Below are 14,729 nucleotides of genomic sequence, written 5' to 3' on the forward strand. Positions count from 1 at the left end.
ATCAGAGGGTAAGATCATGAACAAGGGAGCGATTTCGCTGCTGGCACTGGTGGCAGGTTTCGGGCTTGCGGCCTGCGATGGCATGTCGAACAAGGCCACGCCGGAGCGGCTGGACGGGCTGGTCACCAATGGCGTCGATGGTAAAAAGCGCGAAAAGGCCGAGGGTGCCTTTGACAAGGCTATGGCCCGCGCCAATTCCATCGCCGGGCTGAATGAGGCGCTTGGCGGCGACGCCACCATGAACGCGGGTGCTGTGCCGCTGAACACGCTGCTTGAGGCGGCGCTGGAGCATAACTCCGACCTTGGTCGTGCCGCCCAGGACATCAACCGCGCCGATGCGCAGCGGATGCGGGCGATCTTCGGCTATCTCCCGCAGCTGAGCCTGAACTACACCTCCACGACCGTCGATACGACGGTGGTGTCTTCGGATAACCAGGTGTTTGAGCTTGGCACCGCGAATTACCCGGTGACCACGATGTATGTCGAAATGCGCCAGCCGCTGATCGATATGAGCCGGATCTATGGCATCAAACTGGGCTCCACCGCCCGCACCGCCGCCGAGGTCAGCTATATCGCCACCGCGCAAAAGGTGCTGTTCGAGACCTTCGACGCCTATCTGGTCGCGAGCCAGAGCAAGGCCAAGATCACCGAGCTGAAGGCGCGCGCCGAAAGCCTGCGGCGGCAGTCCAGCGCCGAAAGCGTGCTGACCGATGCGGGTCTGGCGAATGACACCTCGCGCCGGGCGATCCTGACTGAACAGGCCCGCGCCGAAAGCGATCTCGCCATCGAGACCACCCGCTATGCCGAGGCGCTGAGCCGCCTGTCCTGGCTGACCGGCACTGCGATTTCGGATGTGCAGAAAGTCGATGTGCCGGGCTCGATCATGGGCAGCGAGCGCAATGTCACCGCCGAAGCCGCTAAAGAAGCTGCGCGCAAGAACAACCCGGAGCTTCTGAGCATCGCGATTGGTGTGGTGCAGGCGGATCTGGCGCGCAAACAGGCGATTGCCGCCGATTTCGGCCCGGTGGTCGATCTGTTCATGACGATGGAGACCGAGACGCGGGAAGGCAGCCGCTTTGGCGGTGGTTCGGAAACCGAGGAAACCACCACCGGCGTCCGCGTCACGTTGCCGATCTTCAACGCGCGCGGCGATGGGCTGCGCACGCTGGATGCCAATGTCGATCTGCGCGCCGCCATCGTCGATTTCCACGCCTCGCGCCGCCAGGTCGATACCGAGACGGTGATGGTGCTGGAGCGGATGAAGCAGCTTTCGGCCTCGATCGGGCGGTTGTCGCAGGCGGCCTCCAACGCCAATGCCAATGCGAAGACCGAGCGTGACCGCGTGGCGACCGGCGAGTCGAATGAGCTGATCCTGGCGGCGCGTGAGCGGCAGTCCAGCGAGATGAAGATGGAGCTGGAAGTGCAGCGCATCGAATATCTGCGCGCCTGGGTCAAGCTGCAGCACCTGACCGGAGCGATGAATAAGAATGTTCTGCGCTAAACCTCTGCTGCCGCTCGGCATCGTCTGCGCGCTGCTGCCGGGTCTTGCCCCGGCGCAGGCGCAGGACCTGGCACCCGGCCTTGCGCCGATGCCGGTCTCCTGCGCGGTTCGCGCTTTGCGCGAGGTCAGGGTGGCGGCGCCGGTCTCGGGCGTGATCGCCAGCGTGGCGGTGCGGCCGGGCCAGAAAGTGGCTGAGGGCGAGGTGCTTGCGCGCTTCGATTCCCAGCTGGCCGAGGCGGAACTTGCACTGGCCGAGGCGCGGGCCAGTGACACCGCGGCGCGCGACAGTGCGACGGCGCGGATCGCGGCGCTGACCTCACGCCTGGCGCGACTGGAAAAGGCGCTGCGCAGCCGGGCGGTCTCGGAGGCGGAAGTGGAAACCGCGCGCCTCGACCTCGATCTGGCGAAAGGCGAGCTGCTGCGCGCCGAGGCGGAGCTGCGTTTCGCCGGGCTGGAAGCCGCGCGGGTACGGGTTGGCGTCGAGAAAGCCGTGATCCGCAGCCCGGTTGCCGGCACCGTGGGTGAGATGCTGATCGATGCCGGGGAGGCGCCCGACAGTCAGCAGCCGATTGCGGTGATCACGGTCACCGATCCGCTCCGGGTTGAAGCCTGGGTGCCGTCGTCCGAGGTGCCGGCGTTTCTTGCCAGGACCAGCTTCCGCGCCCGGATCGGCGGCACCGAACGCCCGCTCGATTTCGATTATGCCGCGCCGATGGCCGATATTTCCTCGGGCACCATCTCGGTCTTTTTCACGCTGACGGCCCCGGATCTGCTGCCGGGGCTGGATTGTCAGATCATCACTCCGCCGCCCGGCGGTGAAGGAGCGAAGCTATGAGCCGCCACATCCTTTCATCTCTCGCGGCCCTTCTTGCGCTGGCCGCGCCGGCGGCGGCGCAGCAGACCGGCGGCGGGGCAGAAGTGTCCGCCGGGGCGGCCTGGTCCTCGACCAGGGGGGCGATTGTCAGCATCGGGCTGGAGGGCGAGAACATCCTTCAGAGCGGCATCGATCTCGGCCTTGAATACCGCGAGGGTGAGAAGGGGCAGGATGGCCGGCTGCGGCTGCGCTATGTCCATCAGATGGGCGACACAAGGCTGGGCACTGACACGCGGCTGATCCTGTCCGGGCTGCACAGCCGCAGCAACTGGGATGATGACGGCTATGCCACCGCGCGCTCACGCCTCGGGCTGGCGGTCTCGGCGCGGGTTGCACGGCAGATCCGGGTGCAGGGCGGCGTGTTCTGGCAGGAAGATTCCATCAACGATATCAAGATCGACACTTCGCCCCTGATCCTCTCCGAACAGGGCCATTCCGACACTGCCGGGATCGAGCTGACGCTGAGCTTCGGTGAGATCGACCACCGCCAGTTGCCGGGCCATGGCCAGATGCTCGACCTGACCTGGACCAATGCTTTCGCGGGCGACCGTCATTTTGACTCGCTGGAGATGAATGCGGTGATAGCCCGCAGACTGACACCCGACTGGGCGCTGAGTCTGCGTCTGGGCGGGGGCGCCATCGAGGCGCGGGACGGGCAGAGCCTCTCGATCCATGACCGCGCCTTCCTTGGCGGCAAGGCACCACGCGGCTTTGGTATCGGCGGCGTCGGCCCGCGCGATTACCTTGCGGATGTGACCGACACTGCGCTTGGCGGCAGCCGCTATGTCCTCGCCAGTGTCGAGCTGCGCCGCGATATTTCCGAGCGCTTTATGATGGGGGCCTTTGTCGATGCCGGCAGCGTCTGGAAGCTCGACGGTGCGCCGGTCGGTGCAGGCGGCCCGGTGGATGACAGCTATGACCTGCGCAGCGCTGCCGGCCTGTCGCTTTACTGGAAGACGGGGCTTGGCATCGTGAATGTCAGCTTCGCCGCGCCGCTGTCGCACCGGGAACATGACAGCCTGAACCGGGTCTCACTGAACCTTATCTCCAGCTTCTGACCGGCGCATCCGGCCGCCCGGAGCCACCGGTTCCGGGCGGCACTGCCGAGCCGGCCCGACTGTTACCCGCCCGCATCACTTTCAAACACGTGCTGTTGCCCGGTGTTTCATTACGTTACTTTATGACAATTGCCCGGTTTTCCCTGAAACTCTATAAAATAAATCATTGCAGCTTTTGTGAGTGGTGTCGGGTTCCGACAGAAAACAGGAACAGATGCAGCCACTGCCTGCACGGTCTGATCCGAGCACGCGGAGAGCCATCATGAAAACTGAATCATCGACAGAGCTGGCAGAGCGGATCCTGGACTGGCTGGAGCATTACGCCAGCACTCCGGGCCCGGCTTCTGGTCCGGGCGATGACGCTTTGTTTTTGCTCTTGGCGACGCTGAAAAGCGATCTGCAATATGTAAGCAACATGGCAAAGCCGCCGCCGCCCTCGCGTCAGCGACCGGGCTTTTCGCCTTTGGCTGTATCACGCTGACGAAATCGGGCTTCGCCTGAAGCAGGGGAAGCGCTTCAGGCGGCGGCCCTATCATGGACACAAGAATGACCAGGCGATTTTTCACATGTCATTGCGGGCATAAAGTCCGCTTTTTGTCCGTGCATTGCGGCCTCTGCTGGGCCCCGACGCCGTTGCGCAACAGAGGCTGGGTCTGGATCGGCACCGGGCTTCTGGTGACGGCCGCACTGCTAGGGTCACTGATGCTTCTGGTGGTCTGAGGCATCCCGGTGTCAGGCCCTTCCTGAAGCGAGGGCATGACACCGGAAATCCGGCTCAGGTGATGATGATAGGCTCAAGCAGACGAATACCCCCGCCGCGAATGATCTGGACCGGCAGTTCCGTGCCCGCCGATCTGATTTTGATCCGCAGCCGGCTGATCGCCACATCAAGTTTGCGGCTTTCGACCGGCACGAAATCCTCCTCATAGATGCTTTGCAGGCTGTTGCGGCTGATAATCTTGCCGACCTGTCCCGCCATCTGCTCCAGCAGGAGTGACTCCTTGCCGGAGACCGCCAGCGTCGCGCCATTTGGGCAATGCAGCGCCTGACGCGCCCGGTCCAGTACCCAGCCGCCGGTCTTCGCCGCAGGCAAGGCGGGCTCGGGGGCGGTATAGGGCAGCGGGGGAACCGTCTCAGACCTGTCCTGTGGCTGGCTCGTCACTCCGCGCATCCGGCGCACCCGCAGCCCCAGATTCCACGCCGCCAGCGCCAGTTCCTCACTGTCGACCGGCTTCGTCAGATAAAGATCGGCCCCGGTCTCATAGCCCCTGACGCGGTCCTGCCGGCTGCCCCGCGCGGTCAGCACGATAATGCCGGCATCGCCTTTTGCGGCCATGAACCGCGCCAGATCAAAGCCGCTGACATCAGGCAGGTTGACGTCCAGAATGACCACGTCATAACGATTTTGCTGCAGGGCCGCGAAGAAGGCCGCCCCCGTTGCCGCCTCATCCACCACGAAATTGCAGAGGCTCAGATACTCTGCCAGGCCACGCCGGAGATCCTCATTGTCCTCTACGAGAACTACCCTCTGCCGCGGAGAGTCGGGGTTTCTTGGCATCAGGAGCAGGCCTCATTCATATGTCTCAGACCCGTCTGCGGGACGGGGCGGGAAACGTGCGGTTCGGGGCGTGGGGAAAAGGAAAGCACCTGGCCGCAGAATGGCAGCCTCACTGAAGCACATGGAATGGTCTGGGTCTGTTAACACATTCCGGGCCTGTGCCGGTAGGTGGTTAGGCACCGTTCTGGTGATCTTTTTAATCTTTGTATCTGCAGGCACCGCCGGTGCCGACATGGTTCCGGGCGCGCCGCTCTCGCTGGAGGGCCGCGTCGCCATGCTGCGCGACAGCACCGGTCAGCTGAGCCTGACCGACGTGCTGGAGCGCCAGGACAGCTTCGTCCCGACAAAGCCCACCGCAAGCTTCGGCTATACCAGCGACGCGATCTGGCTCAGGCTGGAGATCACTGCGAAAGAGCGCAAACGTGCGGTGCTGAGCCTGCAGCCGAACTATCTCGATCTGGTGGATTTCTACATTGCCGAAGAGCGCGGCGGCCTGCGCGCCACCGATTTCGCGCTGTGGAAAGGCGGCGATCATCGTCCGATCCAGGAGGACGGGATTTCCGGCCTGATGGATGCGGTCCGACTTGATCTGAAGCCGGATCGCGCGACGGTGGTACTGATCCGCATTGAAAACCGCAATTCCTCCACCCAGGTCGATCTGCGACTTCACCCTGAGCAGAATCATATCATTTTCGTCACCACATCGGCCCTGATCTACGGGCTGTGGTTTGGCGGCATGGCGATCATGGTGATGATCCAGTTCGTATTTCTTTATTATGATCGCAAGCCGCAATATTTCTGGCTGGCGATGGCGACATTCGGCGTCTCGATGATATATTTCGGCAATCTCGGGATCAGCCGGGTCTATCTCTTCCCGGGGAACGGCCGTGCCAATGATTTCTTCATCGGATTCAATGCCTGGATCGGGATGACGATCAGCGTGGTGTCCTGCATAAGTATTATGGATATTATGCGGAAGAGTATTTTTCTGCGCATCGCCTATGCCATTCCGGCGATGCTTGGTCTGGTCGGAGGTTTATTCTCGGCACTCGGTATGAACCTCGTCTTTGGTCCGATCGGATCGCTCGCTGCCTTGGCAATCGCCATCCTGAATATGTGCGTGGCAATCTACTATCGTAACGAAGATGGTTTTGCCGGCAAGATGCGGGCCACCGCCTATTCTCTGACCGGGATAGGCGTTTCAATGGCGCTGATGCAAAGATTAGGCGCGCCTTTGCTGCCGAATTTCGTTATGCACGCCTATGGAATTGCCGTTCTCGGCCAGATGCTGCTGTTGACCGGCGCAATGGCGGTGCGGATGCGCGATATGGAATCCCGCAACCGCATGATCCGACAGCGCGAGCTGGAAACCGCGAAAACGGCTGAGAAGAAGGCGGCAGATCTGGTCGAGGAACGGACAGAAGAGCTTGCCTCCGCAAAGCGAGTGGCGGAGGAGGCTCTGCAGGCGGAACTGGAAAGCCAGCGCCAGAAGATCAGTTTTTTTGAGGCGGTATCGCATCAGTATCGTACCCCTCTGGCAGTCATCCGTGCAACAGTAGACGCGATCGGTATCTCGCTTCCCACTGAGGATGATATCAACAAAGAACGTATAACCCGCGTGCGTCGCGCCATATCCCGGCTTGTCGATATTCTTGAGGTGAACCTTGTCCGAAGTCGCGTCCAGGGCGCGTCTTTCCAGGCAGAGCTCGAAGCACATTCTGTCAGAAATCTGATCGCCGCCGGCACCGGCCGCGCGATGGAACTGATGCCAAATGCGCAGTTGGAACTGATTGTAGACACAGATACAGAAGATGCCCTTATCATGGCCGATCTGGAAATGTTCGAAATAGCCCTCGTCAGCGTGATTGAAAATTCCACCAAATATGCCTCAGATGAACGCAGCTCTGAAATAGCGCTGACGACCAGACTGGAGGGCGATGAAATCGTCATCAGTATCAAAGACAAAGGCATCGGAATACCCGAAGACGAGATTTCCAGAATTTTTGGAAACGGCTATCGTGGCGGCAGCGCGATAAATATCGAAGGCTCCGGCCTTGGACTGTTCCTGGTCGACCGGATCATCGCATCCCACTCCGGCACAGTCACGGCAGAGAGTAAGGTGGGAACCGGCACGACCATAAGCTTCCGCCTGCCACAGGCGCCGTCAGTCTGAGCCGGAGCTTTGGGGAAATTCTTGCGCATTGTAGGTGTACAGATGGGGTATTCGGCTGGCTTCCCATCCAGGCTCCAGACTCATTGACTTTAGAGCCAGAAGAGGACGGTTGCGGCGAGTGCTATGGCCGAGAGAAAGACGATGGGGCACCTGGCTTCTCTTGTCGCAACCCGCCGCCAATCCTTGAGCCTGCCGAACATGATCTCAATGCGGTTGCGGCGTTTATAGCGGCGTTTGTCGTCCCCGATGGCTTTCTTTCTGCCCTTCCTGCCGGGGATGCATGCCTTTATCCCTTTGTCTTTTAACGCATCTCTGAACCAGTCAGCATCATATCCCCGGTCAGCCAGCATCCACTCTGCCTGCGGCAGGCTGCGCAGCATGGCAGCGGCTCCGGTATAGTCGTTGACGGGGCCTGCGGTGATGAACATGCTGATCGGGCGGCCCTGAGCATCGGCGAAGGCATGAAGCTTCGTGTTCATCCCACCCTTCGTGCGCCCGATCAGCCTGCCGCGCCCCCCTTTTTTAACCGCAGGCTGGAGGCCGTGCGATGCGCTTTCAGATACTTGCGCAGGCTCACTCGAACGCATGGCGTTCGCCTGCTCACTTCGATCATAATCGTCTTCTCGTCAGCAGCCTCGGCGGCCAGGCCGGTCATGAAACGGGTGAACACACCCATCCGGCTCCAGTGATTCCATCGGTTGTAGAGGGTCTTGGGCGGGCCGTATTCACGGGGTGCGTCACACCAGCGCAAGCCATTGCGATTGATAAAGATTATGCCACTCAGCACACGGCGATCATCTACGCGCGGCTTACCATGGCTGTTGGGAAAGAACGGCTCAAGCCGCGCCATCTGCGCGTCTGTCAGCCAGAAAAGATTGCTCATCAGAAGGGCCTCCTGGCGCCTCCTGAATCATCGAACAAGGCGATATTCAATGGGTCCTGACCCTGGCAACCTCCTCGACCCGGTCACGCCAGCGGTCGAGATACCATTCCATCTCCTCCCGCCCTCCGGCGCGGAACCGCACGGTCAACGACCCGTCCTCCAGCCTTTCCGAACTCTGCTTTGGATGGAACATGCAGCTGCGCGCCTCGTCGCGTGCCTTGGCTGGTAGCCTTCAACCCGATCACAGGAGCCGTGAGTGTTGCAGCACATCCATGAAAAAGCCCGCATTTCTGCGAGCCTTTTGCCTTTCTGTCCTGCATCCGTCGTTCAGCCGCGCGGTTTGCCGTAGATGTCGAAATCGAAATATTTGTCGGCAATCTCATCATAGGTGCCATTGTCGAGAATGGCTTTGAGCCCGGTGTTGAATTTTTCGATATTCTCGTCGCCTTTACGGAAGGCAGCACCGATGCTCAGCGGCGGATAGGTCTCATCTTCAACCACTGCGAGAGCTTTGAAACCGGCCCCATCAGCTGAGCCGAGAAAGGCGAGCGAGCCCATCCGGCCCGCGAGGACGACATCGACACGCCCGGCGACCAGATCGGCCAGCAATTCATCCTGCGCCTGATAGACCTTGATCTCAGCCTGGCCATCAAATTTGCGATTCAGATATTCCTCATGAGCGCTGCCAGTCTGCACGCCCAGCAGGGTGCTTTTCATGATATCGGCATCATTCGGATCAAACTTCATATCCTTCTGGCCGATATAGATCGCGTTGGAGGAATAATAGGGGTCTGAGAAGTCAACCACTTCCAGCCGCTTCGGCGTGATGCTCATCGAGGCGATGATCATATCGATCTTTTTGGTTTCCAGCGCGGGAATGATGCCATTCCAGGCCACCGGCTCAATGACGCAATCCAGTGCGGCAGCGGCACAGACCGCTGTTACCAACTCAACCTCAAACCCATGAAAGGAGCCGTCCGCTTCCTGCCAGCTCATGGGTTTATAGGGGGCGGAATCCATCCCGACTTTCAGCTGCTGGGCCATAGCCGGCGCGGCAAAGGCCAGCATCGCGGCAAGGGTAAGTGCCGTTTTTTTCATTGGTGTTTCTCCATGTTGGTCGTTCGTTTCTTGTTAAAACCGTTTAAGCTCCAGCAATTGCGCAGAGGAACATGCCCGCCCTCACCTTTTCGCCAGGTTGAAACGCCTCTCGACGATGCCGAGCGCCTGCACGACCAGGAAGGTCAGAACCAGATAGATGCCGGCGATGAACAACAAAGGCTCATAGGTCAGCAAAGTGTCGTGGCGCGCCTGGACAACAATCGCATACATCTCGGGCACCGTGACGGTGGCGATCAGGGGAATTGCCTTCAGCTGCAAAACCGTCTCGCCCGCGAGGGTGGGGAGGGCCTGGCGCAGGGCCAGCGGCAGCCAGATACGGCGAAAGATCCTGGCCTTTGACATGCCGAAGGCCTGGCCCGCCTCGATTTCACCGCGGCCGACTCCGGCAAAAGCACCGCGCATGATCTCGCCCGAATAGGCAGCGTAGTTCAGCGACAGGGCCAGAACCGCAAAAGGCCTGGCCTCGCGCACATGGGGCCAGAAAATGGTTTCACGGATGCCCGGGATTTGGGTGATCATCGCGCCGACGCCGAAATAGAACAGCCAGAGCTGCATCAGGAGCGGCGTCCCCGGAAGGTCGTGCAATAGGCGACGGAAAGCCAGCGCAGCGGTCCGCGTGACACCACCTGCGCCAGACCCAGTGGCAGCGCCAGCAGGAAGCCGAACACAACCGATGCGGCCCAGATCGCAATGGTGATTTTGAAACCGTTCCAGAACTTTGGCAGATATTGGGGCAGCCAGTCCCACTGCAGTCCCGTCACAATCGCGTAAAGAATGGCCAGCCCGATCGCGATATAGATGACGCGGTAAAGGGGCAAAGCGGCACGCAACCCGCGCGCGGATGAAAAGGCAAGCTCGCTCATCTGTGTTTCACCGTGCCGCGGCTGTAGCGCGCCTCAAGCTGATTGAAGACGAGCCGCGAAATCAGCGTGATCGTCAGATAGAGGGCCGAGGCCGCAAGAAAGAAGGTCATGTAATGTTTGGTGCTGCCCGCCGCTTGTTTGGCCACCAGAGCAAGTTCCGAAAAGCCGACCACCGACAGGAGCGCGGTCTCTTTGGTGGCAATGACCCAAAGGTTTGAAAGTCCTGGCAGGGCACGTGGCACCAGAAGGGGCAGCGTCACGCGACGGAAGGCCGTCCATTTCGCCATACCATAGGCCGAGGCGGCCTCGTGACAGCCGGTTGGAATGGCCTGGATCGCTCCCCTGATCACCTCGGTGCTATAGGCGCCTTGCACGGTTGCGATCACCATCACGCCTGCCATGGCGCCATTGACGTTGATCGGGCCAAGGCCAAAGTGGCCAGCCAGGGCGTTCAGACCCGCCGTCCCCGCATAAAAGAGGATCAGGATCAGGATCAGCTCCGGCACGGCCCTGATCAGAGTTGTGTAGATGGCCAGCAATTCTTTCAGCCAGGGCGGTCCGTAGACCTTGCCCATTGCGCCGCCAATGCCGATCAGCTGGCCCAAAAGATACCCCCCAGGGCGATCTGTACGGTCTTGAGCGCACCCCAGAGCAGTGCGCCGCCCCAGCCGGGTGAGTCCCAGGCGAGAAGGCTCCAGTCGGTGATATTCAGAAGATCCATCAGCCCCGCCTCAGTATTTCGGTGCGAGGAAGGCGCGCAGTGCCTCGGATTTCGGCGCGTCGAAAACTTCCGCCGGATGGCCCTGCTCTTCGATCACTCCATTGCGCAGGAAGATGATTTCGCTGGCAACATTGCGGGCAAACTGCATCTCATGCGTCACAAGGATCATGGTCCGGCCTTCGCGGGCGAGATCAGCAATGACCGAAAGCACCTCGCCCACCAGTTCCGGATCCAGGGCAGAGGTCGGCTCGTCAAACAACATGGCATGCGGGTCAACCGCCAGGGCGCGTGCAATCGCGGCGCGTTGCTTTTGCCCGCCCGAGAGCATCTCGGGAAAGGTGTCACGCTTGGCCAGCAATCCGACGCGGTCGAGCAGCCGTTCGGCATTGGCAATCGCCGCATCACGGTTCTGGCCCAGCACCTGGACCGGCGCCTCGATCACATTTTCCAGCACGGTGCGATGCGGCCAGAGGTTGAAGGCCTGGAACACCATCCCGAGCCGCGCCCGCAGGCGGTTAAGCTGCGCCGCGTTAGCTGCGCGCAGGCCCCCCTTTCCGTCAGACCTGGTTTCAACCAGCTCACCATGCAGCCGCACCTCGCCCGCTGTCGGGGTTTCAAGAAAGTTAATGCAGCGCAACATGGTCGACTTGCCCGAACCCGAGCCGCCGATGATCGCAATCACGTCACCGGAATGGGCCGTCAGAGAAACCCCTTTCAGCACCTCCAGGTCGCCAAAACGCTTGCGCAGCCCGGTCAGCTGAACCGCCACCTTTCTTTCCGCCATCAACTCGCCTCTCCTGTGGTGGTCGTCGGTTGTCTCATAGCCTTCACGCGCTGTTTTTCGGCTGCGGGGACAGCCCGGGCGTTCCGATATCCCAGAAAAGACCCGTCATCCCGATCAGCCCCTGACGCAGTACCGGCATCAGAGCATGTTCATCCGGCGCGTGCTGGTTGCAGCCCGCATAGCTGTGCGGGATCCAGATTGTTGGCAGACCCAGAATATCGGCAAAGCAATCATTGGGCAGCGAGCCGCCCAGATTGGGCAAGAGATGCGGCGCAAGGCCGGTGCTTTCCTCCAGCGAACCCGCCGTAAACTGCACCCAGGGGTGATCGGGATCCAGCCGCGTCGCGGGGAAATAGCCGGTGTCTGTCATGGTGATCTGCACCATTCCGAAGCCCGCCTGATCCAGGTGGCGTCGCAGGGCCGGAAGGATTTCCTCCGGATCGGTCCCGACCACATAGCGCAGCTGACAGGTGGCATGGGCTTCACCTGCGATGGCATTCACCGGCGCTTCGGGCCGCCCCGATTTCATCGCCAGCACTGCAAAACTGTTCCAGCCAAAGACCCGCTCCGTCTGGCTCAGGCTTTCCTCTCCCCAGTCGGGGTCGAGGGCAAAGCCGGCCTCCGGTACGGGCAGAACCGCCAGCACCTCGCGAATGCGCGGGGTCAGCGTGTCGGGACGCCATTCCGGCACCTGGATCTGGCCCCGCTGGTCGGTAATCACCGCCAGAGCATGGGCCAGAATGATCGCGGGATCTGCGATCAACCCGCCAAAATTACCCGAATGATGCGCGCCCTGGCGCAAATCAACGCTCAGCCGGAAGGTCAGTGAACTGCGCGATCCGGTGAAAATCATCGGCCTGGCGGGGTCAATGCGTGGTCCGTCCGAGGCGATCAGCACATCGGCCTCCAGAAGCGCGGCCTCGCTGCGGCAAAACTCCTGCAACCCGGGGGAGCCCGCCTCTTCCCCCATCTCTATCAGGAGTTTCGCGTTGAAGCCCAGCCGGCCGCGCGATGCGATCACCTGCTGAAGCGCGGTCAGGTTGACCAGATGCTGGCCCTTGTTATCTGCCGTTCCCCGGCCATAGACCCGGTCATCTTCCTGCTGCAACCGGAAGGGAGAGAGCCCTTCACGCCAGTCTTCGGCCTGGCCATGAACGACATCCCCATGGCCATAGATCAGCACTGTCGGCAGGCCCGGATCTTCGATGCGACTCGCCAGCAGAAAAGGCGGCCCGCCCTGTTCGGGGTTGTCATGAAGGACGGATCCGAAGCCAAGCGCCTGCAGCCTTGGCTGCAGATCCAGGGTCAGATAGGCCAGCAGCTCGGGCGCGGCTGCGGGGTTCTGGCTTTCACTGGGGCGGGACAAAAGGGCGGCAAGGTCCGCGAGAAAAGCCCCGTTGTCGAAATATGCGACGGCATTGCGCAGCGCGGCGTTACGGGTGGGCAATGTCATGGTGCCTCATGGAGTTGGCTCTGGGTTTGCCCGGAGGCGTTGGATCCGTCCGGATCGGGTGCGACCGCGGAATATTGCTCTCGCAGCAGGTTTTTTTGCACCTTTCCCATCGTGTTGCGCGGAAGCTCTGCGATGAAGATCACCCGTTTTGGCTGTTTGAAACGTGCGAGCTGCGTTGCCAGCGCGGCGATGATCGCGTCTCCGGTCAGGGCCGAAGTGCCGGTGGGCACCACGATTGCCGTCACCGCCTCGCCAAAATCCGGGTGCGGCACGCCGATCACGGCGGATTCCAGGACGCCGGGGATCTCGTCGATCGCGGCTTCCACTTCTTTGGGGTAGACGTTGTAGCCGCCGGTGATGATCAGGTCTTTGCCGCGTCCGACGATATGGACATAGCCCCGGTCATCAATGCGACCGAGGTCGCCGGTGATGAAGAAGCCATTGGCGCGCAGCTCTGCCGCCGTCTTCTCCGGCATCCGCCAATAGCCCCTGAAGACATTGGCGCCGCGCACCTCGATCATGCCGATCTCGCCCTGCGGCAGCTCCGCGCCGGTCTCCGGATCGGTTACGATCACCTCGGTCCCCGGCAGCGGCAATCCGACTGTGCCTGCCACCCTGTCTCCGGTATAGGGGTTCGAGGTGTTCATATTCGTTTCGGTCATGCCATAGCGTTCCAGAATGGCGTGGCCGGTGCGTGCGCGCCATTCGCGGTGGGTTTCCGCCAGCAGCGGCGCAGAGCCGGAGATGAAGAGGCGCATATGCGCGGTGGTTGCCGTGTTCAGCCGCGCCTCGGCCAGCAGCCTTGTATAGAAGGTTGGCACCCCCATCAGCACCGTGGCGCGGTCCATCAGACCGAGGATGCGGTCAGGGTCAAATTTCGGCAGCAGGATCATCGATGCGCCCGAGAAGAGCGTCACATTGGTCGCGACGAACAAGCCATGGGTATGAAAGATCGGCAGCGCATGGATCAGCAGGTCGCTTGCCGTAAAGTGCCATGCCTCGCGCAGGCTCAGCGCGTTCGAGACCAGGTTGCCATGGGTCAGCATCGCCCCTTTGACCGCCCCGTCGTCCCCGAGGTGTAAAGGAGCGCCGCCAGATCATCCGCCTCACGCGGCAGGGTGGCGAAATCACCGGGCGCGGCCTTTGCCGCTTCGGTCAGGCTGCCCTGGCCTTCTGCATCCAGCGTCACCACCCGCGCCCCGGCCTTTTCGGCGGTCGCCGCCAGATCGCCGGCGCGGGCCGGATCGCAGACAAAGAGAGCGGGCTCTGCATCGCCGATAAAATAGGCGATCTCGGCCGGGGTATAGCCGGTGTTCAGCGGCAGGAAGACCGCGCCCGCCCGCAGCGTGGCGAGGTAGAGGATGATCGCCTCAACCGATTTTTCCACCTGCACCGCCACCCGGTCGCCGGGGACCACGCCAAGCCCGCTCAGCGCATGCGCCATTTTCCCGCTGCGCCGGGTCAGTTCGGTATAGCTGATCCGCTCGCCGCCCGGGGTTTCGATGGCGGTCGCCCCGGGATCTGTGATGGAGCGGGTCAGAATGTCGAAAAGATTGGCGGACATGGCATATTCCTGCAAAGGCGGGCTGTCAGAGGCGGGGGACGGGCTTCGCGGCCTTCACCGCGTCTGAGGCGACGATGTCACCACGCTCGGCAAAGCCCTCATGGTTCACTTCGATCTGGCTGAGGTCGTAGAGGTAATTGACCATCAGCCCATGCGACTGTTTCAACCCATTCTCCGA

Annotated in this window: 15 protein-coding genes and 1 pseudogene; 5 read left to right on the forward strand and 11 right to left on the reverse strand. The window is 61.5% G+C overall.

Translation table 11 applies throughout. From position 1 onward, the window contains the following. Positions 1-16: 16 nt before the first annotated feature. From QNO18_RS24995 to QNO18_RS25010, 4 genes are all read left to right on the forward strand, one after another. On the forward strand, positions 17-1,501 hold the full coding sequence (locus tag QNO18_RS24995) for a TolC family protein (protein ID WP_283180150.1): 1,485 nt from the start codon (positions 17-19) through the stop codon (positions 1,499-1,501). Next, positions 1,488-2,336 carry an efflux RND transporter periplasmic adaptor subunit gene (locus QNO18_RS25000; protein WP_283180151.1) on the forward strand — a complete coding sequence of 283 codons (849 nt, stop codon included), beginning with the start codon at positions 1,488-1,490 and terminating at the stop codon, positions 2,334-2,336. Before QNO18_RS24995 ends, QNO18_RS25000 begins: the two co-directional genes overlap by 14 nt. Next, positions 2,333-3,433: a BamA/TamA family outer membrane protein gene (locus QNO18_RS25005; RefSeq protein ID WP_283180152.1), complete on the forward strand. Its 1,101-nt coding sequence runs from the start codon at positions 2,333-2,335 to the stop codon at positions 3,431-3,433. The genes QNO18_RS25000 and QNO18_RS25005 overlap by 4 nt, the downstream gene beginning before the upstream one ends. A gap of 262 nt (positions 3,434-3,695) precedes the next feature. Beyond that, entirely contained in the window at positions 3,696-3,914 is a 219-nt protein-coding gene (locus QNO18_RS25010; RefSeq protein ID WP_283180153.1) for a hypothetical protein, read from the forward strand. Between the two features lie 294 nt (positions 3,915-4,208). On the opposite strand, the gene QNO18_RS25015 is transcribed toward QNO18_RS25010, so the two are convergent. Then, positions 4,209-4,991: a response regulator transcription factor gene (locus tag QNO18_RS25015; RefSeq protein ID WP_283180154.1), complete on the reverse strand. Its 783-nt coding sequence runs from the start codon at positions 4,989-4,991 to the stop codon at positions 4,209-4,211. Between the two features lie 100 nt (positions 4,992-5,091). Here QNO18_RS25015 and QNO18_RS25020 point away from each other — a divergent pair, with 100 nt between their 5' ends. Then, the gene (locus tag QNO18_RS25020; RefSeq protein WP_283180155.1) at positions 5,092-7,164 is read left to right on the forward strand and encodes a sensor histidine kinase; all 2,073 of its coding nucleotides are present in this window, start codon (positions 5,092-5,094) and stop codon (positions 7,162-7,164) included. An 89-nt stretch (positions 7,165-7,253) separates the two neighbouring features. On the opposite strand, the gene QNO18_RS25025 is transcribed toward QNO18_RS25020, so the two are convergent. The 10 genes and pseudogenes from QNO18_RS25025 to QNO18_RS25910 all read right to left on the reverse strand — a co-directional run bounded on the left by QNO18_RS25025 (position 7,254) and on the right by QNO18_RS25910 (position 14,717). After that, positions 7,254-8,047 (reverse strand): IS5 family transposase gene (locus QNO18_RS25025; RefSeq protein WP_283180156.1). Its coding sequence is split into 2 segments (ribosomal slippage): positions 7,254-7,690 and positions 7,690-8,047, totalling 795 coding nucleotides; the frame shifts between segments, so codons are not numbered across the junction. A 327-nt stretch (positions 8,048-8,374) separates the two neighbouring features. After that, complete coding sequence (locus QNO18_RS25030; protein ID WP_283180157.1) at positions 8,375-9,145, reverse strand: transporter substrate-binding domain-containing protein; 771 nt, start codon at positions 9,143-9,145, stop codon at positions 8,375-8,377. A gap of 81 nt (positions 9,146-9,226) precedes the next feature. Next, positions 9,227-9,721 carry an ABC transporter permease subunit gene (locus tag QNO18_RS25035; protein WP_283180158.1) on the reverse strand — a complete coding sequence of 165 codons (495 nt, stop codon included), beginning with the start codon at positions 9,719-9,721 and terminating at the stop codon, positions 9,227-9,229. After that, positions 9,721-10,029: a hypothetical protein gene (locus QNO18_RS25040; RefSeq protein ID WP_283180159.1), complete on the reverse strand. Its 309-nt coding sequence runs from the start codon at positions 10,027-10,029 to the stop codon at positions 9,721-9,723. Before QNO18_RS25040 ends, QNO18_RS25035 begins: the two co-directional genes overlap by 1 nt. Next, positions 10,026-10,634 (reverse strand): ABC transporter permease subunit, encoded by a 609-nt coding sequence (locus QNO18_RS25045; protein WP_349293954.1) that lies wholly within the window; start codon positions 10,632-10,634, stop codon positions 10,026-10,028. The genes QNO18_RS25040 and QNO18_RS25045 overlap by 4 nt, the downstream gene beginning before the upstream one ends. Then, positions 10,622-10,750 (reverse strand): hypothetical protein, encoded by a 129-nt coding sequence (locus tag QNO18_RS25905; RefSeq protein WP_349293955.1) that lies wholly within the window; start codon positions 10,748-10,750, stop codon positions 10,622-10,624. Before QNO18_RS25905 ends, QNO18_RS25045 begins: the two co-directional genes overlap by 13 nt. Positions 10,751-10,760: 10 nt before the next feature. Then, on the reverse strand, positions 10,761-11,534 hold the full coding sequence (locus QNO18_RS25050) for an ATP-binding cassette domain-containing protein (protein WP_283180160.1): 774 nt from the start codon (positions 11,532-11,534) through the stop codon (positions 10,761-10,763). Positions 11,535-11,577: 43 nt separating this feature from the next. Further along, complete coding sequence (locus QNO18_RS25055) at positions 11,578-12,987, reverse strand: M20 family metallopeptidase (RefSeq protein WP_283180161.1); 1,410 nt, start codon at positions 12,985-12,987, stop codon at positions 11,578-11,580. Then, a pseudogene (locus tag QNO18_RS25060) lies at positions 12,984-14,551 on the reverse strand (malonyl-CoA synthase). The gene QNO18_RS25055 and the pseudogene QNO18_RS25060 overlap by 4 nt, the downstream one beginning before the upstream one ends. A 25-nt stretch (positions 14,552-14,576) precedes the next feature. Beyond that, a complete protein-coding gene (locus QNO18_RS25910; RefSeq protein WP_349293958.1) occupies positions 14,577-14,717 on the reverse strand; it encodes a hypothetical protein in 141 nt (46 codons plus the stop codon). Positions 14,718-14,729 lie beyond the last annotated feature (12 nt).

It is taken from the genome of Gemmobacter sp. 24YEA27 (genome assembly GCF_030052995.1).
In the GTDB taxonomy this organism is placed as follows: Bacteria; Pseudomonadota; Alphaproteobacteria; order Rhodobacterales; family Rhodobacteraceae; genus Pseudogemmobacter.